16 protein-coding genes and 2 pseudogenes are annotated in these 24,926 nt (G+C 41.1%); 11 read left to right on the top strand and 7 right to left on the bottom strand.

The features are described 5' to 3' along the window. Positions 1-83 precede the first annotated feature (83 nt). From EL210_RS06920 to EL210_RS06905, 4 genes are all read left to right on the top strand, one after another. Positions 84-2,582 (top strand): FtsK/SpoIIIE family DNA translocase, encoded by a 2,499-nt coding sequence (locus tag EL210_RS06920; RefSeq protein WP_018920100.1) that lies wholly within the window; start codon positions 84-86, stop codon positions 2,580-2,582. 414 nt (positions 2,583-2,996) lie between these two features. Continuing rightward, positions 2,997-3,605: a LolA-like putative outer membrane lipoprotein chaperone gene (locus EL210_RS06915; RefSeq protein ID WP_018920098.1), complete on the top strand. Its 609-nt coding sequence runs from the start codon at positions 2,997-2,999 to the stop codon at positions 3,603-3,605. A gap of 31 nt (positions 3,606-3,636) precedes the next feature. Next, a complete protein-coding gene (locus EL210_RS06910) occupies positions 3,637-4,575 on the top strand; it encodes a hypothetical protein (protein ID WP_018920097.1) in 939 nt (312 codons plus the stop codon). 69 nt (positions 4,576-4,644) lie between these two features. Further along, positions 4,645-5,718: a GH25 family lysozyme gene (locus tag EL210_RS06905; RefSeq protein ID WP_018920096.1), complete on the top strand. Its 1,074-nt coding sequence runs from the start codon at positions 4,645-4,647 to the stop codon at positions 5,716-5,718. 58 nt (positions 5,719-5,776) lie between these two features. On the opposite strand, the gene EL210_RS06900 is transcribed toward EL210_RS06905, so the two are convergent. The 5 genes from EL210_RS06900 to EL210_RS06880 are packed head-to-tail and all read right to left on the bottom strand — an operon-like array spanning position 5,777 to position 12,284. Continuing rightward, positions 5,777-6,388 (bottom strand): AbgT family transporter, encoded by a 612-nt coding sequence (locus EL210_RS06900; protein ID WP_018920095.1) that lies wholly within the window; start codon positions 6,386-6,388, stop codon positions 5,777-5,779. Beyond that, complete coding sequence (locus tag EL210_RS06895; RefSeq protein WP_004375182.1) at positions 6,378-7,103, bottom strand: DUF5932 domain-containing protein; 726 nt, start codon at positions 7,101-7,103, stop codon at positions 6,378-6,380. Before EL210_RS06895 ends, EL210_RS06900 begins: the two co-directional genes overlap by 11 nt. After that, entirely contained in the window at positions 7,100-10,594 is a 3,495-nt protein-coding gene (locus EL210_RS06890) for an ATP-binding protein (protein WP_025879510.1), read from the bottom strand. Before EL210_RS06890 ends, EL210_RS06895 begins: the two co-directional genes overlap by 4 nt. After that, complete coding sequence (locus EL210_RS06885; protein WP_004376322.1) at positions 10,575-11,246, bottom strand: bifunctional 4-hydroxy-2-oxoglutarate aldolase/2-dehydro-3-deoxy-phosphogluconate aldolase; 672 nt, start codon at positions 11,244-11,246, stop codon at positions 10,575-10,577. Before EL210_RS06885 ends, EL210_RS06890 begins: the two co-directional genes overlap by 20 nt. Before the next feature lie 15 nt (positions 11,247-11,261). After that, complete coding sequence (locus tag EL210_RS06880; RefSeq protein ID WP_018920092.1) at positions 11,262-12,284, bottom strand: sugar kinase; 1,023 nt, start codon at positions 12,282-12,284, stop codon at positions 11,262-11,264. Positions 12,285-13,226: 942 nt separating this feature from the next. On the opposite strand from EL210_RS06880, the gene EL210_RS06875 reads away from it, so the two are divergent. The 7 genes and pseudogenes from EL210_RS06875 (at position 13,227) to EL210_RS06845 (ending at position 21,857) form a co-directional block, all read left to right on the top strand. After that, positions 13,227-14,213 carry a glycosyltransferase family 2 protein gene (locus EL210_RS06875; RefSeq protein WP_018920090.1) on the top strand — a complete coding sequence of 329 codons (987 nt, stop codon included), beginning with the start codon at positions 13,227-13,229 and terminating at the stop codon, positions 14,211-14,213. Continuing rightward, a complete protein-coding gene (locus EL210_RS06870; protein WP_018920089.1) occupies positions 14,210-15,292 on the top strand; it encodes a glycosyltransferase family protein in 1,083 nt (360 codons plus the stop codon). Before EL210_RS06875 ends, EL210_RS06870 begins: the two co-directional genes overlap by 4 nt. Next, on the top strand, positions 15,285-16,949 hold the full coding sequence (locus tag EL210_RS06865; protein ID WP_018920088.1) for a bifunctional metallophosphatase/5'-nucleotidase: 1,665 nt from the start codon (positions 15,285-15,287) through the stop codon (positions 16,947-16,949). Before EL210_RS06870 ends, EL210_RS06865 begins: the two co-directional genes overlap by 8 nt. Positions 16,950-17,078: 129 nt before the next feature. Beyond that, on the top strand, positions 17,079-17,474 hold the full coding sequence (locus tag EL210_RS06860) for a DUF1573 domain-containing protein (RefSeq protein WP_018920087.1): 396 nt from the start codon (positions 17,079-17,081) through the stop codon (positions 17,472-17,474). Further along, positions 17,471-18,259 (top strand): EFR1 family ferrodoxin, encoded by a 789-nt coding sequence (locus EL210_RS06855; protein WP_018920086.1) that lies wholly within the window; start codon positions 17,471-17,473, stop codon positions 18,257-18,259. The genes EL210_RS06860 and EL210_RS06855 overlap by 4 nt, the downstream gene beginning before the upstream one ends. Before the next feature lie 54 nt (positions 18,260-18,313). Further along, a complete protein-coding gene (locus EL210_RS06850) occupies positions 18,314-20,023 on the top strand; it encodes a M6 family metalloprotease domain-containing protein (protein ID WP_025879509.1) in 1,710 nt (569 codons plus the stop codon). Between the two features lie 627 nt (positions 20,024-20,650). Next, positions 20,651-21,857 (top strand): annotated as a pseudogene (locus EL210_RS06845) (IS256 family transposase). A gap of 190 nt (positions 21,858-22,047) precedes the next feature. Here the strand turns inward: EL210_RS06845 and EL210_RS06840 are convergent. Together EL210_RS06840 and EL210_RS06835 are read right to left on the bottom strand one after the other, a co-directional pair. Then, positions 22,048-23,229, bottom strand: a pseudogene (locus tag EL210_RS06840) (IS256 family transposase). Positions 23,230-23,769: 540 nt separating this feature from the next. Beyond that, the gene (locus EL210_RS06835) at positions 23,770-24,924 is read right to left on the bottom strand and encodes a DUF6057 family protein (protein WP_018920864.1); all 1,155 of its coding nucleotides are present in this window, start codon (positions 24,922-24,924) and stop codon (positions 23,770-23,772) included. Positions 24,925-24,926: the final 2 nt, after the last annotated feature.

Below are 24,926 nucleotides of genomic sequence, written 5' to 3'. Positions count from 1 at the left end.
CAAAATTAGAAAAAAGTTATGAAAAGAACGCCATTTCTCGGATTTTTACGTTAATTTTGCAAGAAATACAATATAATAAGAGCATGGCAAGAAAAAAATCTGACCGCAAACCTAAGAACTTGGGAGAGGCAGTCGGCTTCCGTAATATATTCAGCAACGAAAAAACAGACTTTCTTTTAGGATTAATACTCCTTCTCATTGCAATCTTTGTCATCATTGCAATGGTTTCTTTCTTTTCCACAGGACAAGGTGACCAAAGCCTGCTTGAAGGGTTAAGACCAGGAGAATGGGTAAACACTAATCATTCGTTTACAAATTATTGCGGTTCCATCGGGGCTATCATGGCCTATTTCTTCATAGCTGTCAACTTTGGAATTCCTGCTTTTATCATGCCTGCTTTCATCATTTTAGTTGGTTTAAAACTGATGAAAATCTATACCATAAACCTTTGGAAATGGTTTTTCGGCATGATGCTGACAATGATTTGGTGTTCTATAACCTTTGCAAAATTCCTTTCCCCCATTATGGGTAATCTCTTTTTTAACCCTGGTGGAGAACATGGACTGTTTTGTGTTCAGCATTTGGAAAACATAGTTGGTGCACCAGGATTAATTGGCATACTTCTTTTTACAGCACTTGCCTTCCTTACATATCTAAGTGCAGAGACTATTAACGTCGTCAGAAAAGCGATGAATCCGGTAAAATATCTCACCTCAAAGGTAAAATTCTCCGTTACAAATCATGAGTCCCAGACAACGGAAACACCCCAGGAAGATATATCAGAAGACATTACTGATGAAGCTATTGAGGATGAGCCTACAATTGAAGATGGTTTACCAAATGATATCCCTGCACCTGTTCTTGACTTCACCAACTACGATAATGTTGACAATTCAGCACACACTTCTACAGCAACTTCTCCTGTAGTAAATCTTTCTCCCAAGGCAGAGACTCCTCTAAACGCTACAGAGAGCAACGACAACAAACTGACTGTAGAGGTAGCAAAGAATGAAGAAAAAGCCGGAAGTGATGTAGTTAACATTGAGGAAATCCTCAATACTCCTATCGATCCGCTTGAACCTTTCACGAAATATAAGAAGCCTACGCTTGATCTTCTCAAGAAATATGACGACGGAGACAAGCCAAATGTCGACATGGATGAAATCAAAGCTAACAACGCACGCATTGTAGAAGTGCTCAATAGTTTCGGTGTATCTATCCGCGAAATCAAGGCTACTGTAGGCCCAACGATTACACTTTACGAAATAACCCCTGCTGAAGGCGTACGCATTTCCAAGATCCGAAACCTTGAAGATGACATAGCTTTGAGTCTCTCTGCACTTGGCATCCGAATTATTGCACCTATCCCTGGAAAGGGAACTATTGGTATTGAGGTACCAAATAAGAGGCCGCAGATAGTTTCAATGGAGAGTATTCTGAACTCAAAGAAATTCAAAGAGACAAAGATGGAGCTTCCGCTGGCTCTTGGAAAGACCATTACCAACGAGGTGTTCATGGTTGATTTGGCTAAAATCCCACACTTGCTTGTTGCCGGTGCAACGGGACAAGGTAAGTCTGTCGGCTTGAATGCTATAATCACTTCATTATTATATAAGAAGCATCCAAATGAACTGAAGTTCGTTCTTGTTGATCCAAAGAAGGTAGAATTCAGTGTTTACCACAAGATTTCAGACCATTTCATGGCCTGTCTGCCAGAGAACGATGAAGAACCTATTATCACCGATGTAACCAAAGTCGTCAGAACACTCAACAGTCTCTGTGCACTCATGGATCATCGCTATGATCTTTTGAAAGTTGCCGGTGCAAAGAACATCAAAGAATACAACGCAAAATATGTCAATCACAAGTTAGATTTGACGAAAGGTCACGACTATATGCCTTATATTGTTGTCATTATTGATGAGTTCGGCGACTTAATCATGACTGCAGGTAAAGAAATTGAGCTCCCAATTGCACGTATTGCACAGCTTGCCCGAGCCGTAGGTATTCACATGGTAATTGCTACACAGCGACCAACTACAAAGATTATCACCGGTAATATCAAGGCTAACTTCCCGGGAAGAATGGCATTCCGCGTGAGTTCACAGATTGATTCACGCACCATTCTCGACCGTTCAGGAGCCAATCAGCTTGTAGGACGTGGTGACCTTCTGTTTCTTAACGGCAACGAACCCGTTCGTGTACAGTGTGCTTTCGTTGATACGCCGGAGATTGAACGCATCAACGACTACATCATGGAAGAGCCGGGGCCCGTTGAACCAATGGAACTTCCCGAACCCATTGATGACAACAGTGGTGGCGGTATAGGCAGTGGCAGTGCTGACATGTCCACACTTGACCCCTATTTTGAGGAGGCCGCCCATGCAATTGTACTTTCACAGCAAGGCTCCACCAGTATGATACAGCGCCGTTTCTCTATTGGTTACAACCGTGCAGGCCGCTTGATGGACCAACTCGAGCAAGTAGGTATCGTGGGGGCTGCACAAGGAAGCAAGCCACGCGAAGTGCTTATTCAAGACGAAAACCAGTTGAACAGCCTTCTGCTTCAGCTCCGTAGCTAAGAAAATTCATAGAAAAGTAATTAAAGAATACAGTTGCATAAGAATTCATTAGAGTCCGGTACAGCTGTATTTTGTTTGAGATGCTTCTGTCAACTACGTTGTCATAAAATATAAGTATAGCCAAACAAGCTTTCAATTTGCGTCAAATCATCACGCATTTTGACGCAGATTGCAGCGTAACTTGATGCAAGTTGCATCATGATTTGACGCAAGTTGCAAACACGTTTGCAAGTAATTGATTATCAATGAGAATGATATGCGACAAGTAAAAGAGTCTCTATCTTTCACCATATTCATGTAATTGCGACATCATCTCTTTAACACCTTTAACATCTTTCTTATTTAATAACAGGCTAACTCTATTGAAGTTCAGATAAATTATTTATCTTTGCAGGAAATTAAAAAACAAGAAATATGATGAAAAAGATTATCCTTCTCTCGTGTATGATATTGACTTCATTCTGTTGTGTGGCACAGAATTCGGAGCAAGCAATGAAGATACTTGATAAGACGGCTACCGTAATTGGCCGTAACGGAGGTGCAAGTGCCAACTTTTCTATCCGTGGAAATGCCCTCGGAGCAACCAATGGCACTATCGCTATCAAAGGAAACAAGTTCTACGCACATACCCCGGAGGCCACAGTTTGGTTTAATGGAAAAACGCAGTGGACTTACATGAAAGCTACCAATGAGGTAAATGTAACCACACCAAACGAGGCTAAGCAGGCTCAGATGAATCCTTACAAGTTCATAACAATCTATAAAAGCGGTTATAATCTGAGTATGAAGAGTCAAGGAAGTGCCTATCATGTTCACATGACTGCACAGAACAAGAAGCGTAGTATCCAGGAACTATACATCACGATTGGCAAAAACCATATTCCTTCTCAAGTTAAAATGCGACAGGGAGAGAACTGGACTACAATCAATATAAGTAACTTTAAGGCAAAAGATCAAAGCGATGCGATTTTCAGTTTCAAAGCCAAAGACTTCCCAAAAGCCGAGATTATAGATTTGAGATAATATCACTTTTAGTGCAGAATATTGTTTTCTGATGAAAAAAAGAAAGCTTTTTGGGGTGCTTGCTGCTATTTCAATGGTGCTGATTTCATGGTGCACTTATCGTCTATGGCCAGATAATACTGCATATGCAAGGCAAGCACTCACGCAGATAGACCTTAAACGATATTACCAAATCAGCGATGAAATGGGGAATAATCTCTTTTTTTCAACCATTAGTACAGACACCTTATTAAATGGAATGGCATGGAAAGTCAAAGATATTCACCCTATTCATAAACACACTGATGGCTTTTGGATAAATCAAAATTGGCTCTATCCATCATGCAGAGGACGCATCGTTACTGCCATTGCAGACACTATGGATCTGCTGGTATCTGCAATCAAACCTGCACAACTTATCGTTCATCAGTTGAAAGCCTGTCAACATGAACTCAACAGCCTGAAACAACAGCAACATGAACTGAGATACTATCTGCGAGTGCATGGTGTTCAAGACATAGGATACGATATAGTGGCCAAGTATGCAACAAAGATCCATATGCGAAGGGATACATTAGAGAAGGCGATAGCCCTGCTCCAACGATTTAACAGGAATGGAAAAATAAGTATCCATCGTGCAGATGAGTATACAGCTACCTATAAAAACACAAAAGGGGAAACTGAAAAGAAACACTGCTCTGCCATTGCTAAAGACAAACATAACAGCATATTGCTCCTCGAAACAGAGGACAGGAAGACACCTCATGGCGTAAATGCAATCACCATTGTGCCATGGAAAATCACAAAAATGCTTGATGCCATGGCCATTACATCACGTTTTTCAAGCCCTTGTCCAGCCGAATTTGCACGACCGGGAAGTATGATTTTCGTTCCAACTTATATGAATAAAGGGCGTTTTGTAGGCATAAAACTGCAGAATGACTATCATGATAGTGAACAAATTAAAGAACTTTTTCATTTAGGAAAATAAGATTTGAACAGGATATATCAAATAGGAATTTTATCTGTCATTGCTCTTTGCTTTGCTTCTTGTGGTAAAATGAGCATTAACAAGAAACTCAATTATGGCATTGTAAAAAGAGGAAGCACCATATATCAAGGCTATGTGATAGATGGAAAGCGACAAGGAAATGGAAAAATGCGCGATTCCATCGGGAATATCTATGAGGGAACTTGGAGAAATGACACGCTGATAAGTGGCACTTGTACTGACAGTATAGGAAATCGTTACATTGGTTTCTTCAATCAAGATGCACAACCGCAGGGCTATGGTGTCTATCAATCAAAAGATGGAACATACTATGAAGGAAACTGGATAAATGGAAAACGTGACGGTTTTGGAGTGGCTATAACTGCCAATAACGAACTGAAAGCGGGCGAATGGCACCATGGTCACTTTCACGGAGAACGCTTGAACTATACCAATAACCGTATTTATGGCATTGATATCTCTAAGTATCAGCACGTCATTGGAAAGAAACATTATGGTATTAAATGGCATCAACTGCGCATTGTTGGCCTGGGGAAAATCAGTAAGAAAAAGGTAACAGGGCGCATTGACTATCCAATCAGTTTCATTTATCTGAAGAGTACCGAGGGAAAAAGCCTGCAAAATCCTTATTACAAAAAGGACTATCGCGATGCAAAAGCTGCAGGTTTCAAGGTTGGCAGCTATCACTTCTTTACCACAAAGACGCCGGCTGCACAGCAAGCATACAACTTTTTGAAAAATTCATCCGTTAAAAAGGGAGACTTTCCACCTGTTCTTGACGTCGAACCCCTACCCTCACAAATACATAGAATGGGAGGAACAAAAGCACTTTTCAAAGCAGTGAGAACATGGCTCCGCATTGTAGAGAAAGCAACGGGACGCAGACCAATTCTTTATATCAGCCAGATTTTCGTTAATCGTTACCTTCCAGAAGCTCCTGATCTCAAAGCTAAATATCGGGTTTGGATTGCACGTTACGGAGAATATAAGCCTGATGTAAAGCTGGTTTATTGGCAACTGTCACCTGATGGAAGAGTAAAAGGCATCCATGGTCTTGTAGACATCAACGTGTTTAATGGGTATCAAAATGAGTTTGATAAGTTTTGTAATGAGCTGCGATAAAGCATTTTCCATTTCCTTTGTGGTCAATAGACGGATACAAATAAGGAGTTAAATGCGGCTATCCGCCGTTTGAAAACACGAAAAGTATAGAAAAAACAAGTTGCATGAACAGCACATAAAGCACGAAAATTGGTGCAAGTTTGCGGCTTCCTTCACAGAGCATATTGAAAATATCAGCTTTAGAGGTATACTTTCCTGACATGTAAGCATAGCTGACAGAAATCACACAAACAACAAAAGAGACATAAGGGATGAAGCTATTCACAAAGCTACGAGAGAGAATGTTGCCATCGACACTCAGCAATACGGCATGAGGTACAAGCGTCAGTAACAGAAGAATAGCCGCAAAAGCGATGATTTCATAAACCACAAACCGCAGAGCTATGCGCTGACGGAAGTCGATTGGGCGGCGCAATTCCAAGATTCCACATGATGAAAGACAACCATAGGCAATCGTTGCAACAATCAACCAAGCGGTCATAGGCGTGGCAATATTATATGAAAAACGTCCGAAGAACCATCTTATCCCTTCACTACTGAGCAAGGAATGCACCGACAGATCAGGTAAAGCCGCAGAAAGCAGCCACGACAACAGTATAACAAGAAGCTGACCTGCAGCCAAGAACACCATAATGTTCCCAAGATAGCGCTGTTTTCGTTTATTCTTCATCCGGTCGTAGATTATCAATATCCAAGATCCTAAGTTCAAGCGCCCGCACAACTAAACGTGTTGCATTGACGCCAACGCCACCATTACCATCAGGGAATAACTTCTGAACCAATTCGTTCTGACGCTTTTCCAAACTCTTTACGCCGAAAGGCATACCTCGAAGATTAGTTATCTGTTCTTTCGTATACCCCAAAGCAAGATGGCGAAGAAAGCGTTCATCGTATTCATCAATTTCATAATTAATCAAAGCTTCCTGCCGCATCAACTGGTTATCGACGCTTGCTTTGAAACGAGATACTATCTTTTCTAAGATGGGTTGATTGAAAACAAGACGCTTTCCATCCATAACACTGGAGACATCTCCACGTGTCAGAAGTTCCCCACTCTTGAGAATTATACCATCACATCCCGCATCCAAGACATCAACCCAAAGCTTCTCATTCAAGATTTCGCCTGTGAAAATCAACACTTTAATTTCAGGATGCGTTTCTTTTGTATGGCGACAAATCTCTACACCAACCGTTGTACTCCCCCCGAGTCCAAGATCAAGCAAGACCAAATCGGGCTGGTGGTCTTTCAACAGCTTCCAATAAGCGGTTTCATTTTCTGCTGTTCCTATGATTTCTGCCTCCGGAATATCATTCTTAATGATACCCTCCGTACCTTTTAACTCCAATGGTACATCTTCAACGATAATAATTTTAAAGTTATTCATGAGTTTAATTTTATATTCAACTGACGTGGAAGAGTGATTTCAATCTGTGTTCCTGCATCATCAGGAAGATGACTTGCCTCTATACCACAACCTCTAAGATTTGTCGTTTCTCCTATTTCTCTGACTATCTGACGACACACCATATAATTGATATTGATAGATAATGGCGTAAATAATGCTGCACATTGTGCATCAGAAAGATGAAGTGAAGGTAATATCAAACGTATAATGACATATTGATTATCTTTTTCTACCAATGTTTTTTCTAAGTTCTTTTCTCCACTTATCTTTTTAAGAAGTTCAAGAAGATAGTTCACTAATTGCGAATTCGCTTTTAGATTATTGTCTATTTGTACCATAGCTTGTTCACTCAGCAAGGCGTAAAGCTGTTTATAATAAAGTGCAACTTCGTTAATAGCATTAAGATTTTTATCCTTTTCATCCACCAACTGACGTATGCGCGAGGGGTAATACATCGTCTCATGCTTTAGCGTTGACAGACAGTTGTCAAGCACATTATTGCTGATGTGCAGTCGTTGATTTTCATAAATAATCCTATGCAATTCATCTTTTGCCAATTCCAGACTTATTGACTGCTTATTATCGTCTTCTATTTTATTAGCAAGTGCAAGCCTAATCTTTTCAACAACATCGTTCAACTTGGAGTTTGTAGCCTTGAGCAACAAGTTAGCCTGTGCCCAGATTTTATTGATATTGCTGAGTTTTTCCTGAGGAGTTAGGTCTGATAACAAAACAGCATTGATTTTATCAACACGATCCACAGCCAGTCTGTAATATAGACGATGCCGGTAATAAAGAAAATAATAGGCAGGAAAAATCAATATAAGAAGCAATACAAGAAGTATGATAGCCACATTTTTATTGTTTTCTGACCGCTGCATTACACGTACATACTCTCCCAAACTATTATCAGCCGAGGTCTCACGAAACAGTAATGTATAGACCCTATTATTGTAATGATAAGCATCCCAATCATGCAAAGCAAGATTAGCAACAGCAGTTTCATTACGAATGTCAAGGATAACATTGTAGTCGAAGCGTAAATGACGGTGATACCATGTAATCTCTACAGGTGTAACTTCTGTTTCTATATACCGCAAAGTATCAGCAGTTTCCTGGAGACCAAGCAACCGATAATATTTATTCAAATAGGTTCTGCAACTGTCAGCATAATCTAAAGTCGTCTCATATCTGCCATTCAAATTACAAAAATAAGCACTGTCAGCGAAAGCTGCAGCCTTTTTCAAGAGATATGAAGATGCAAATATAGAAGACGAAAGACTAAGAAATGAGAAAACAAAAAGCAAGCGTAATACGCCTTTAGGAAGCCTGAAAGCAAAGCGACTGCCTTTACCAATCTCACTTTCCACCTTGATAGAGCATACAGAAAAGATTGAACTGATTTTTCGATACTTATCAATGATGCCCTTACAATTCATCAAACCGAAGCCATGAGACTTCTCTTCTGGAATCAACTCGCTTTCTTTCAACGACTCATCAACAATGGTTTTGTGATCAAACAAATGCAAAACCTGCTTTTCGGTCATACCTTGTCCATTGTCTTCTATCACGATTTCCACCGCTTCTTCAGTAGTCTGACTATAGATAGTCACACAACCTCCTTGCGGAGTATACTTGCGTGCGTTATCAGCCAGAGTGTTAATCATGAACAGAGTCAATGTTTTATCAGCCTTGACAACAGCATCTGTAGGTTTAACTTTCAGGGAGATACCTTTCAATCTGAAACTCATATAACCCTTGACCACGATATTAAACAGTTCCTGAAGGGCGAAACTCTCGACCTTAATACTAAGCTGTCCTTGGCGAAGCTGTATCCATTGCGTCAGCACATTATTATATTCACCAATCTGATTGGTAAGTTCACTGATGTATGCATACCGCTCTAATCTCACTTTGTCTGTCTCATGGCGATTACGCAAACAGTTGATTTCGTGGATAATACGGTCGATAAGTGGAGTAATACTATTGACGAGAGCAATCTTAGCCCGCTGCTCAATGTTTCTCCTCAAGTTGTCAGAGAGGTGCAAACTCTCCATTTGGATTTGTTCATCCACCTGTTCGAAGTTATCCTCCTGCTGTAGCCTGATTTTCTTTTCACGTTCCTGCCATTCATCCAAAGGTGCAAAAAGTCGCTCTATAGAAAACTTCTTGTCACTTCGCACACGCATTCTGTCAAAGAAAATCAAGAGAAGTATCACGATAACTATCATGAAAACAACAGCCCCAATCATAAAATTCAATGTCGATGCTGACTTGTTAAGCTGGTCTGCACGAGCTTCAAGTTGACGATCCTGGCGTGTCTTTTCCTGCATGTCAAGATAGATATTGCGATTGAAATCGCTCTGAGTTTTATCATCTATTGCCGAATAAACCAATGACATCTGCTCGCGAATAGAAGCCACAAGGTCTGGAGCGCGTTGAATAACTGTGTCACGCAGCAATGCATCGTTAAGGCAGATATTAGCCGAATGATAGTCATTGATATGCCAATAGCACTGTGCCAACGTTCTATAGGCACCCGCAATCTGATAGACATCCCCATATCTGATGAAGATATCAAGCGATCGTTGGGCAAGATTTCCTGCCAACAAAGAGTCTGGCATGTGGTCAACATTAAGAAACTTCATGGTAGGTAGATTATCAGCTATCAGCATATCGCGTTGTTTCTTATCTTGTAAATGTTCGCTGATAGCCTGCATTGAGTTGGCTTCCCAAAATGGATAATTGTGCTGTAGAGCCAACAGATAGCATTTCACAAGATAGTCGAACTCTTTCTGGATGATTTCCCTACTTGTTCCAGAGGTTATCATTCCACCCGAACCAATATTGTAGTAATAGGACAACAACTGTGCCGTGTCTTGCTGGATGGCACCATATGGATCGATATTATCCAATGCTTCAATAGCCTGCTTACGCAGACCTATATAATAAAAATAGGTGGAATTGACAATATCAAACTCTGACTTTGCGTAAGTTAATCGCTTTAATTGCCTTGAAGTAAGACCTGACTGTTCTTCTTTGATGCGATGAAGTCTGTGAAGAGCGCTCTCTCTATAGATATAAAAGTCTTTGTTTCTGGACTGACGTTGGCATAAACGCATGAACTGAATGTCGGCCACAAGAAGCTCAAACTGATTATCTGTAGCCTTCAAAACCGCATTCAATAATTTGTAAGCATTGTCATAATTCATCTTGACAATACTTACAAAGGCTAAATTATTCAAAGCTTCTGCATATCCATTATCGTAATCTTTACTTAATTTCAAAGCCTTGTTTGCATAGTACTTGGTTGAATCAAGATTACGATAGTGAAAAGAATATGAGATATCATTCAACTTGTCAACCTCTGATTTGTATTCCGGTCTACAAGCAGAAAAAAGGAAAAGACCTCCTATCAGAAGCAATAGGAAGCCTTTTATATGTCGTAACTTATGATCGAGCCTTGGCAATATACCCTAATGCCTCAATGCATTTGTCTGTGATATACTGCCAGTTTTTAGCAGCAATGACGTCTTTCGGAAACAATTTCGAACCCATACCAACACAAAGCACACCTGCCTTTATCCAATTAGTAAGGTTCTCTTCGTCAGGAGAAACAGCCCCTGTCACCATGATATTGCTCCAACGCAATGGCCCTAAAACGTTCTTAACAAAAGAAGGGCCACCTACATTGCCTGCCGGAAAAACCTTGGTTACATCGCAGCCTGCAGCCTGTGCATCACTCATCTCACTGACACTTCCACAGCCCGGAGAATAAGGAACCAATCTACGATTGCAGACAGGAGCAATCTCTGGATTGAAGTTAGGGCCTACAATGAAGTTAGCTCCCAACTGAAGATACAGAACTGCTGTTGGTGCATCAATCACAGTACCTGCTCCAAGGATAAGTTCCGGACACTCCTTTGCTGCCCATTTCACCAAATCTCCAAACAATTCGTGGGCGAAGTCACCACGATTTGTAAACTCGAAAACACGGACACCACCCATATAGCAGGCCTTAATGACTTGCTTGCAAATATCAATATCACTATTGAAGAATACAGGAACCATGCCCGTTTCCTTCATAGCAGTAAGTACTTGTACCTTATTAAATCTTGCCATTTCTTTTATCTAAAATTATCGTTGAACACGGCCATTGGCATTACCACCGGCTAAACTCTCCACTTCTGAAGTTGAAACCACGTTGAAATCGCCAGGAATAGTATGCTTCAATGCACTTGCTGCTACTGCAAATTCCAAAGCCTTAGCTTGTTCCTTGTAGGTAAGCATGCCATGAATTAAACCGCCAGAGAAAGAATCACCACCACCAACACGATCGATGATGGGGTTGATGTCGTAATGCTTACTTTGATAAAATTCCTTACCATCATAGATCAGTGCTTTCCAACCATTGTGAGTAGCAGAGAAACTTTCGCGTAATGTGGAGACAACATATTTGAAACCAAACTCCTTCATCATGCCCTTGAATATGCCATAGTAGCCTTCTGCATCGGTCTTTCCACCCTCAACATCGGCATCCGGCTTGAAACCAAGGCACAACTGTGCATCTTCTTCATTGCCGATACATACGTCTACATATTTCATTAAAGGACGCATCACAGCGATTGCCTTCTCTGATGTCCACAGCTTCTTACGGAAATTCAGGTCTACCGAAACTGTTACATGATGGCGTTTGGCTGCTTCACAAGCCAATCGGGTAAGCTCTGCAGCCTTATCACTGATTGCAGGAGTGATGCCACTCCAATGGAACCAATCTGCACCCTCCATGATTTCATCAAAGTTGAAATCTGAAGGATCTGCCTCTGCAATGGCACTGTTAGCCCTATCATAAATGACTTTTGAAGGACGCATGCTTGCACCGGTCTCCGCATAATAAAGCCCTACTCTATCCCCGCCACGCACAATATAATCTGTGTTGACACCATAGCGGCGCAAACCATTCACGGCTATCTGACCAATTTCATGAGCCGGAAGCTTCGATACGAAGTAAGAAGCATGTCCATAATTTGCAAGGCTGACGGCCACATTAGCTTCACCGCCACCCGGAATAACCTGAAAAGAGTCACTCTGGACAAAGCGATAATTACCCTTTGGCGATAGGCGAAGCATGATTTCACCCAATGTAACGATTTTACTCATTTTGATTCTACTTGTTTTATCTGATGATAGATTAATTAATATGTTTGTCAACGCAAATGTAGTAATTATTTATGAATTTGGAAAATAAAACAAAAAGAAATTGTTTTTTTTATTGAAACTTCATCGAAACAAAGCAAGTTCACTATCCCACACCCTCAAGTTGCGGGCATACAAAATCTATAAAATCAGTTGTGCAAACCATAGTTTTAGTTTATTTCACCTCTGTTTTTGTCTTTTCATAGCGAAAGGCACACCCTGCCTGCGACTCATCTTCCACTATAAAGAATGCTGTCGACAGATTGAAACATTTCATACGAAATTACTTCATCTATCTATAGAAAAGAAATTTTGAAGTTCTAAAGTTCTACATTTCTTTGTTCTCCCGATTTATATAGCTTTTCCAGGTATATCGTACTGCACTGATATTTCATTTAGATTGACTCTTTATCTCGCTCCAAAAAATAATAAAAAATAATCAGAAAACATTACAATAAAAGTTATCTTGCATTGTTCTGTTTTTCCGTAAACAACAAATTATTTACTCATCTGCATCATTTCATGGTACAATATGCCTCATATTTATCTGCAAAACAAGTCACTTTACACACTGATTTGACGCACTTCAGAATGTAATCTGACTTAGATTATCAGGCCATTTGCATGCTTTCATTGTCTGTCCGCGGCCTATAAACGAAAAAAGGAAAAACACTTTCGCATTCTTCCCCTTGGCAAAGATAATAAATTTTAGAGGCAAATGCAAATCAATAGTAAATTAAATCAACAGTTTCATGCGTTATATTTGATAATAACCACTAGTTTCTAAGGGCATGATTAAAGCTTAAAGTTTCTCGCTATTAAAGCTACAAACGCTCCCCTTTCAAAATAAAATCGGCTTATTCTTGGCCGCAGAGAGATTTTTTCTTATATTTGTTCCACAAAATCATGACTATGCCCAACTCGCAAGACTTACGAAAATATGACAAGACTCCATTGGTGAGCTTCATCATCCCGACATTCAATACCGACCCGACAATGCTCCGTTCATGCATAGACAGCATACGCAATTTGTCGCTCAGCAATGACAGTCGGGAGATTATTGTGATTGATGACGGAAGCGACACGCCTGCTATCAGCACACTGCTTGATATTTGTGATGATATCATCTATGTGCGCCAACCCAATCAGGGAATTAGCAGATCGCGAAACCGGGGTATAGACATGGCCAAAGGAAAATACATACAACTGATTGACGGAGATGATTATCTGCTGCAACCGACCTATGAACATTGCTTAGATATCGCCAGATACCATAATCCGGACATGATAGTTTTCGATGTAGCATACTCGCCTTCAGTCACCATTACCGAAGATATTGAAGGGCCTTTTACCGGTGCAGCCTATATGCAGTCACACAACATAAGAGGAGCTTCGTGGTGTTATATTTTCAAGAAAGACATGTTGCAAGGGCTTCGTTTCCGCTCCGACATGAACTATTATGCCGAAGATGAAGAGTTTACTGCACAGTTGATGTTGCATGCCGACCGTCTTTTCGCAACGTCGGCTAAGAGCTATTTCTATCGACAACACAAGGCTTCTGTGCTGCATCAACACGATAAACGCAGTCGCATTCAAAGGCTCGAGAACACAGAAAAAATTATCCTTCACCTGCAAGAACAACTCAACACACTTCCTCAATCGAAGCAGTTTGCCCTGCAACGGCGCATAGCACAACTTTCCATGGATCATCTTTATAACACGGCCCGACTGACACATAGCCTGTCAAGACTTGAAGAAACATGCGAAAGGTTGCGTGCTCATGGTCTGTTTCCTCTGCCCGAAAAGAACTATACAGCCAAGTATCGAGTCTTTCAAAAGCTCTGTAAAAGTAGCTGGGGGCGCAGAATTATCATTGCAACAACGCTTCTATGAAAATACTTCTGTTAGGAGAATACAGTAATGTACATGCAACTTTGGCGCAAGGTTTGCGCAAGTTGGGGCATGAAGTCACGGTTGTTTCCAACGGAGATTTCTGGAAAAACTATCCGCGCGACATAGATGTCAGTCGGCCAAAAGGCCGACTTGGTGGTGTAAGACTCTATGCCCGTCTGCTCTTTCTACTTCCAAAACTGCGTGGCTATGACATAGTTCAACTCATCAACCCCATGTTTTTCGAGCTGAAAGCAGAGCGACTTCGCTTCTTCTACAACTATCTGCGAAAACATAACCGTCATACTGTCTTAGGGGCCTTTGGCATGGATTACTATTGGGTTCATGAGTGTATAACACGCTTCCCTTTGCGATACAGTGACTTCAATATAGGGAAAAGCATACGAAAAGACCAGGAGTCACAGCAATATATAAAGGATTGGATAGGAACACCAAAAGCAGAATTGTGCCAATATATAGCGAAAGACTGTGACCATATCGTTGCCGGGCTTTATGAATATTGGGCTTGTTATCATCCCATTTTTCCTGAGAAAACCAGCTTCTGCCCATTTCCCATTGTTCCACTTCATCGGTTTCCTCGGCCATTTGAGGGCAAACTCCACCTCTTTATCGGTATAAACAAGGAACGGAGTGCCTACAAAGGAACGGATATCATGCTCAAGGCTGCACAAAAGATAGCACAAGAATATCCTGAAAAAATCGTTCTGAAAATTGCAGAAAGCATTCCTTTTGCTGATTATGTCAAAATGATGGAGGGATGCGATGCCATTCTTGATCAGCTCTACAGCTACACTCCGTCTATGAATTCATTGGAAGCTATGAATAGAGGACTTATCTGTATTGGTGGCGGAGAACCTGAAAACTATGAGATTTTAGGCGAAACGGAGCTTCGGCCCATTATGAATGTACAACCCAATGAAGACAGTGTGTATCACGTTCTCAAACAATTAGTGCTTCACCCAGAGCGTATTGACACGCTCAAACGTGAGAGTATCGCCTATATTGAGCGGCATCATGACTATGTAAATATAGCTCGGAAATATATCGGAATATATGAGTAAATTCACGATTAAGATACTCCATACAACCGATATACATGGATGCTTCTTCCCTTTTGACTTTATTGAGGGGCATCCCTGCAAGGGCTCTATGGCACGCATAGCATCATACGTGAAGCAAATGCGCTGTAAATACGACCAACATTTATTGCTTGTAGATGGCGGAGATGTGCTGCAAGGACAGCCTTCATGCTATTATTGCAATTATGTGCAGCCGTCTATGGAAAATGTTGCAGCGCGTGTTATGAATGTCCTTGGGTATGATTTGCAGACCATAGGAAATCACGATATCGAAACAGGACATGCTGTTTACGACAAATATGCAGCTGAAGCAAATTATGATATCCTTGCAGCTAATATTGTTTGTAACAATTCATTAAAGCCTTACTTCAAGCCGTATGCAATCCGGGAAATAGCAGGAATAAGGATTGCTTTTATCGGTATGCTGACTCCAAGCATCCCCTATTGGCTGCATGAAAACCTGTGGCAGGGCATGACTTTTCTGGATATACCAAGCTGTATGGCAAAATGGGTGAAACATGTACGTGAGATTGAACATGCAGATGCAGTCATCGGACTCTTTCATTCGGGCTTTGAAGGGGGAATTCAAGATACAAATGGCAATGAAAATGAAAGTATAAAAACAGCACAAAAAGTATCAGGTGTTGACCTCATCCTCTGTGGACACGACCATAGATTAAAAAGAGAATGTATTGAAAAGGATGGGAGAAAGATTTATATCATCAATCCTTCAAGTAATGCACATTACATCAGTGAATGCAGCTTAAACTTTGAGAAAAGTCCGCAAGGACAAATACATTTGGCATCAACAGATGCCCAACTTGTGAATATTGATAATGAAAAAATTGATCAGACTTTCATGGAACACTTCTCTTCTGACATAGAGAAAGTGAAGCAATATGTCGGTCGAAAGATTGGAACCTTTACACATTCTATCTATACTCGCGACAGCTTTTTCGGTTCATCTGCATTCTCTGATCTCATACACGATATTCAATTAGACTTTACAGGAGCCGACATTTCACTCAATGCTCCTTTGAAATTCGATGCATGTATACACGAAGGAGATATTCATGTGAGTGATCTTTTTAATCTTTATACGTATGAAAATCAGCTCTATGTAGTCAGAATGACCGGTAAGGAAGTACGATTATTATTAGAAATGAGTTATGATCAATGGGTTACAACCATGCAAAACCCAAATGACCACATTATGCTTATGGACCAAGAAACCGATGGTCATTGGCATTGGCATAATCTTGCATTCAACTTCGACACTGCTGCCGGCATTGATTATGAAGTTGATGTCACACAACCCGATGGACAAAAAGTACATATTCTCCGTATGTCTAATGGACAATCCTTTGAAGAAAACAGAACATATCGCGTTGCCATGAATAGTTATCGAGGCAATGGCGGAGGAGAATTACTGACACGTGGTGCAGGAATTCCATTGCAAGAGATTTCCCAGAGAATTGAATTCATCAGTTCAAAAGATCAAAGAAGTATTATCATGGAGTATATAGAACATCACAAAATAATAGATGCCCAACCTCATAACAACTGGCATTTTGTGCCGGAAACATGGACTCATCCCGCCTTGAAAAGAGACTATGAGCTTTTGTTTCCTAAACATTAGCACACGAGAAAAAAACTCAATGAAAGTGAAAGAATTTGATTAATAATCTATAAAATTCTTATATATAAAAGGTAAGAATTCAAAATGTTTCGTATTTTTGCACATAATTCAATATTAATAGAGAGGAATATGAAGAAATTATTAGCTATAGCATTCATGCTTATGTCATTCTTTACAATGGCATCTGCCCAGAAACAGGCAGAGATTAAATTCGACAAGGTAACTATTGACCTTGGGACTTTCCCAAAAAGTAATCCTGTTCGTCAAACCGTTTTCGTGTTCACAAACACCGGAGACGCCCCTTTGGTCATTAATCAGGCAATGGCAAGTTGTGGTTGTACGGTTCCTACTTACACTAAGACGCCTATCATGCCAGGACAAAAAGGAGAAATCAAGGTCACTTATAATGGTTCCACACTGTTTGCCGGACATTTCAAGAAGAGTATTACCGTTCACAGTAATGCCAAAACTGAAATGACTCGTCTTTATATTGAAGGAGTAATGACCGAATCAGAAAATAAATGATATTTTACTTTTCTGCAACAGGAAACACTCGTTGGGTAGCTCGGAAAGTTGCTCAAATCACAGGAGAGAAACTCTATTCTATTCCTGATGTTGTAAAAAGCCAATATGCTTATACCTTGGAAAGAGATGAGCGTATTGGCTTCATGTTTCCTATTCATGGCTGGCGCCCACCACTATTCGTCAGGAAGTTTATCGGAAATCTGAAGCTGACTGCATGTCAACATTCAGACTCACTTTCTGCACACTATTGCTATGCACTATGCACTGCAGGCGATGATATCGGACAGGCTATGGACTATCTTAACGAAGATCTTGCAACAATCGGACTACATACGCATGCCACTTTCTCATTGAAAATGCCTAACACCTATGTTGGACTGCCTTTCATGAATGTAGATACCAGGGAGGTTGCAACAGAGAAACGACAGCAGGCAACGGCGTTGTTGCAAACTTATTGCGGGCAGATTTACGACCGTGAGCATTGTGTAAACCGCATGTATCTGAGTCATTGGCCATGGATTAACAGTAAGATTTTAGGTTCTTATTTCGTAAACAGGCTCATTACAGACAAGCCTTTCCATGTCGAGAAGCAGCGTTGTGTAAAATGTGGTATCTGTGCCAATGTCTGTCCAACATCCAATATTGAAGGAGGACATGGTCAAATTCCCGTGTGGAAACACAACAACAGTTGTCTTACCTGCTTTGCCTGCTACCATTATTGCCCGCATCATGCCATTGAATTCGGCAAACAAACGCGAAATAAAGGACAGTATTTTTTCAGGTAAACACCCTCATTTATCCCTACCACTTAAGATTAACAACAATACAAAATTACAATAATGAAGACATTTTTACTTGCAGTTTGCTTAATGGCATCATCACTTTCAAGCCATGCAGACCAAGAGAACACAACACTTGTTAGAAGATATGACGGGAAAATGGTACCTGTACCTGTATTGGGAAGTGCAGAGGCACAACTCATAACTCCCCGCAAACATCCCGACAATTTTCAGGGAGTCAAGACACGAGCCATCGATCCTAATACACGCTATACTCCTCATACGGGAAAGCCTCATATCCTCGTTATCCTTGCCAACTTCAAGGATGTGAAGTTTCAAGTAAAAGACCCCAAGGAAGCTTTCTACGACTTCTTTAATGCACCAGGCGCTATTTCAGATCGAGGAAACGGCAATGATGAAAATTATGGAAGCGTGTCACAATACTTCAAAGCCACAAGCCGTGGAGCCTTTGAACCGGTTTTCGATATCTATGGACCTATTGACTTGCCAAACTACATGACCTACTATGGAGGAAAGAAAGCCAACAACAGAGATGATGAACGCCCACAGGATCTCGTACGAGATGCCATAAATCAAGTAAAGACCATGGTCACTAACATTGACCGATTAGATTCAAACAACGATGGATACATAGATTGTGTTTACGTAGTTTATGCCGGCTTAGGCCAAAACAATGGTGGAGGTGCAACATCAGTATGGGCATGTACAAGTGTCATCAATGATGCTTCACTGAAAATTGGAAATAAAAATGTCTACAATTTCAGTATTGGAGCAGAACTCTTTCCTAGTCTCATCAGACATCGTGCCAATGCACAAGACCATACAATGCAAATCAATAGTATTGGTGTTACTTGCCATGAGTTTTCTCATGCCATGGGATTACCCGATATCTACCCTCTCACATCATCAGCTTATCTAAATAATCAGGAAATGGAATTCTGGGATTTAATGGATGGAGGTGAATATGCTGGTAATGGTGGTTTTATACCAATGCCCTACACTGCATGGGAGAAAAAACAGATGAACTGGCCTGTAAACATTCAATTACTGACAACAGAAAGTAGCATGACAATGGAGCAGACAGCTAATGACGGAGGTGTTGTTTATAAGATAACAAACCCTAATGACAAGGATGAATACTTTCTTTTAGAGAATATCATCCAAACAGATTGGTATAAAGGTGCAAGTAACAAAGGGCTATTGGTATATAAAGTTTGGGACTATGATAAAGTTAACATGGGCGATTACCCGAACAATACACCAGGCAAACCACGTATTGCAGTTGTTCCAGCCGATGGACTTTGCATGTCATCTTATAAGATTCAACGACACGAAAGCACTGAACCTAACTATAAAGAACTGAATAAGCAGGAACAACGCAAATACTTGGAACAACTCAAAGGCGATGTATTCCCAGGCACATCCAATGTAAAAAAGCTGAACTTCGACGCTAACATACCAAACTTTTGGTGGTATTCGCAAGGCGATATAAATGAAAAGACAACACTCAACGCTAATTATTATAAGGTAAACCAAGCGCTTGACAATATCAGCATCAGTGAAGACGGGAAAGTTACATTTAGATACATTGCTGATTACAAACATCCGGCCGGCATTCACTCTCCAACGGTCAATGCACAAGAAGACCACCGAATATTCACTCTTGACGGCAGATATTTAGGAACAAATACAGAGAAATTACACAAAGGTATCTACATCATCAATCATAAAAAGATTGTTGTGAAATAAAATAACAAAAGGAGTGAGATGATATTTCTACCAATTTTCACTCGCCAAATGATAATAATAAGATTTTTTATCAAAAAAAATTGCGAAACATTTGGTAATCCAAAAAAAAGCTTTACCTTTGTATCGTTATCCTGAAAACAATCTTTTTACCTTAAAGAAGACTAATACCTATTGAAGATTTGGAGCGGTTACCTGTGAAGGTCATCGCTTTTTTCTTTTAAAACTTCTTCGATTCTGGGGATAAGCTGAACGGGAAATAAGGAATATATCTACGCATAAGTGAAGCAGAGAAAGACGGTGAAGCCTTTTGTAATGTCAAAAGATAAAAGTGACAGAATTAATCATCCTGCAAGTTTCTCCTATTCTTAATGGCATCAGTCTTTCACAGCAAGTTCTTTTTCTCAATCAGGAAAATGTATTCTCTATAAGCCGAGAAAGAGTATCGAGTTTAATTTAATCCAATCATACTTGAGTTCACTTTAAAGTTCTTTCACCTCAAAATACAACTGGCGGATTCTATACGCAAGTGCAAAGTTAGGCAATTGTGTCGTTAATCATATTTGCTGAGAGTGTAAAGTAAACTGTGTCAGGCTACAATAAAAAATAGTTTTATACAGTTTATTTTTTATGGATAACAAAGAAATTGATTACAAGAGAGCTGCGGAGCAGCTTCGTAATGGAGAACCGTTATTTGGTAAGGATGGTGCTTTGGCACCAATGTTGGAGCGTATTTTAAATGCTGCTCTTGAAGGTGAGATGGATGCCCATCTCACTTCTGAAGAGCGTTCACAAGGCAATCGCCGTAATGGTAAAATGCCTAAGCAAGTACAAACTTGTTATGGTGCGGTCATTGTTGAGACACCTCGTGACCGTGACGGTTCCTTTGAACCGCAGACCGTCAAAAAGTGCGAGACAATCCTTGCAGAAGGTATGGCAGATCAGATTATAAACATGTATGCTTTTGGTACAAGTACCCGCGATATCAGCAAGTGTTTTGAGCGTGAATTTGGTACCAGACTATCTGCAGAAACCATCAGTTCCATCACAGACAGAGTACTGCCGGAAATCAAGGCATGGCGTTCACGAATGCTTGACCCTGTATACGCAATATGCTGGCTGGATACCATCCATTATAAGGTGAGGGACGAAACCGGACGTGCGGTCTCACGCGCCATTTACAACGTCTTAGGCATCAACAAGGAAGGCCACAAGGAACTTCTTGGTATGTATATCTCCAAGAGTGAAGGTGCAAACTTCTGGTTAGAGGTTCTGAGCGACCTCCAAAACAAAGGTGTCCGGGATATATTGATATGCTGTGTTGATGGTCTGAAAGGCTTCCCTGATATTATACAGAGCGTATTCCCCAATACAAGTGTCCAACTCTGTATTGTCCATCAAATACGCAGCTCTATCAAACACCGTTGGCAGTAAGCATCAAAAGGAGTTCCTCCGTAACCTTAAGACTGTATATGGTGCCGTTAGCAAAGAGACTGCGGAAACACAGTTGGACACACTCGAGAGCAAGTGGGGAGAAACGTATCCCATCGTCATAAAATCATGGTGTGACAACTGGGAACGCCTCACGGAATACTTCCGGTATACACCTGCGATACGTAAGCTGATATACACCACCAACACGGTTGAAGGCTACCACAGACAAGTACGTAAGGTAACAAAGAACAGAGGAGTCTTCCCGTCCGATACTTCTCCCGAAAAGCTTGTATATATGGTATACTGGAATATACGTAAGAAATGGACTATGCCACTTGCAAACTGGTCTCAGATATCACAACAATTAGCAATAAAATTTGGAGAACGTTTTAAAATCATGTAACTTTACCTCGGAAGAAAGGTTCCTCATATGGATGACACGATTAGAAATCGTGTCATCCATATGAGGAAAAATATAAAGGATTAGAGCCTTGACACAGTTGAAATTATACAACCTATTTTTAATTATTGCTAATATGATACTTTATAAAAGTATTATCGGTACTGTCTTTCAAAGTGTGTAAGTATTCCTTCTATTCTATTCTCTCTTTCCATTCGTTTTCTATCTTCTGTTTCCAGTTTTTAAATTGATATATTCTTCTGGCATATGTCTTCTTTGTTTCCTCCACAGCCACAGCAGCCAATAGGAATATCACTGACTTGTCTGACGGCATAGAGGTCCTCATACTTACGGTTCTCTTGTATTTTCTGTTTAACCTTTCAATCCAGTTGGTCGTGTATATGCACCTTTGTACTTCTATGGGGAAGTCCATGTACGTGAAGTAAGCTGCGTTACGCTCCGCCTTATACCTTCTCAAGGTTGGGTACTTCTTTTCCCATTTGGTTACAAAAGTAATGAAATGTCCGTATCCCTGCAAGGATTTCATCTCTTTGTTCTCCAAGGAAAACACTTCGCCAAGTTCCCGGACCACTTCCGGCTTATCCTTATGGGATACGCTACCAAGTATCTGTCGCTTGACATGTGCCACACAGAACTGGTGGGCTGCCTACGGAAAGGCAGCACAGACGGCATTCTCTATGCCTTGCAGCGCATCGGAAACGACAAGGTCAATTCCCTCGACGCCCCTTTCTTTCAACGCCTCAAGCTCCTCTTTCCAGCATACGGCCCCTTCTGTGGGATGGTTGACTACGGTGAGCACTTCCCTGCTTCCGTCCTCCAACACCCCCAGCATGGTATAGTAGGCCTCCTTGGATACCTGCCCGTCCCTGCGGGTGGAGATAAAGGTGGCGTCAATGTAGACGGCTAAGTAATGCGGGGACAAGGCACGGCCGAGCCACTGCTCAACGTCTTCACAGCAACACCTGGACAGATAGGAAACCTGCTGCCTGCTGTAAGCGCGGCCATAGATGCTGTCGGAGAACTCGCCTATCTGTTGCGTAGTAAGTCCCTTGGTGTAGAGAAGGTTGAACAGCCTCACACGTTCCTCGCTTTCATTGCGTATCAGGCCCAGGAGAACGGGATAGAAGTTGCCACTGCGGCTGCGGGGGACGCGCAGGGAAAACTCAAAGCCGTGACTGTACCAACGTCGAGAACGGAAACCGTTGTATTGCTCATTGCCGTTTGCACTGACGAAAAGCTCCCGTTCATGAAACATCAAGGAGTTCATAATTAAAGACAGAAGGGTGACAAAACCCTCGCTACTGCTTGTGTAATTCGAAAGAATTTCCGAAATTTGTGAATGTGTAAGCTTCATCTGTTCGTTTCTTTATTGTTTTCAAGTACAAAGATAAGAATAAAATGGGCTTACACACTTTTATAGGACACTACCGATGCGGATTGGCTGAAACACAGCAGTATTACCCAACCCTATGAGCAGTTACGCGACTATTGCTGTCCAGTTTACCCTTTTTCCGCGTATAAAAGTCGGGGAGTGTATGTGTCAGAAGGTAAAATTTTGGTGCACCCTCCGGCCTTTTTGGATTGTTCTGATTTCCATAAGTGATAAACGTATTTCGGGACTCCCCGAAAGCTTATTTTTCAAGATTTTGAGGCTTCGGGACATCCCGAAAGCTTGATTTTCAGATTTTTCGAGCTTCGGGGCATCCCGAAAGCTTGTTTTTCAAGATTTTAAGGCTTCGGGACTCCCCGAAAGCTTGTTTTTCAAGATTTTGAGGCTTCGGGGCATCCCAACGGCTCATTTTTCAAGAAAACAACTCGTCGGGGCATCCCGAAACATTGTTTTCCCGAATTTCAGCCTCTCTGACCTGTCCACATGACAGACAGAGGACTTTCCCTAATGTTTCATCCGATAATAATACACCCAATAGGTGTTTCCATAGGTATCTCGAAGAGCCGAGAGACGCTCATTAAGATTGCTATATTGCTTGATAAGCGACTGGAAATCGGCAAAATCAGCCTCCATAACACTATTATGATAGACGATATATGGGTTGGAACGCAGATGAGCATAAAGCACAAGAGCCTCACGATAATGTTTGGGAAGTGGTTGTTTCAAATTGTAATACTTTCCAATTGCATGTACGAAAGCTTCCAAGTCACCATCCAACAAATAGGCACAAAGCAAGTAATCATGAGCCACAGACGTAGCTAAATGATGCTGATGAATAAAACGAAGGTAATGCATTGCACTCATCTTCTGCCGAAACATGCCACCTAAACGCTGATAAAAAGGGGCTTTTCCGCATATCAGATAACACACATTGGGATTGTCAGGGAGCATGACTGACGAACCGCCAACTAAGGAGTATTCGAATAATTTATCGGGAAGCAGGCCTGCTAAAGACAGGGAATAGACACGCAAACTCGTTAAAGTAGAGTCCGTATGTAAAGAATGCGCATCCACCTTGACTGCCTTTTGATAATCACCTGCTTCTATACACTGCTCTATCTCCAATCGGGCATGGAGCACCTGACGATGATTTGAACAAAGCATCACAAAGACTAACAAGACCAACAGACCGCTATAATTGATCCATGCACGCCGACCAAGAAAACCATGAGAGAAATCCTGCGGTTCATAAGCCTGTAACTGACGGACATAGAACAGCAGAATGACGTCGACAACTATCAGGAGTGGTGCCGTCAACCACCACCAACCTAAAGTGACTCCATGCACAATATTACTATCAATAGAAGTCAATGCAGTCAGGCAGACAATGGAAGGCACATAGGTCAAAATATGAAATCTCCCCTTCACCCGAGTCAACATATAAAGACAAATCTGCATCAACCACAGTACAAATGTGATGATAACAGTACCAATCAAACGGCTATAATGGGTCTGTCCATTTGAAAGTACGTGCTGACCCATGGCCAACAAGTTATCCTGATAACAGTAGAGACAACAGAATGTGAATACTAAGAACAACAATGCACACACCACTCTGTAAGGGCGTGTGCTATGTTTTGTGATTAAATCGGCTGACATTT

It is taken from the genome of Segatella oris, from assembly GCF_900637655.1.
Lineage (GTDB): Bacteria > Bacteroidota > Bacteroidia > Bacteroidales > Bacteroidaceae > Prevotella > Prevotella oris.
The sequence above is the reverse complement of the archived record's forward strand: the minus strand, read 5'-3'. Positions and strand labels throughout refer to the sequence as shown.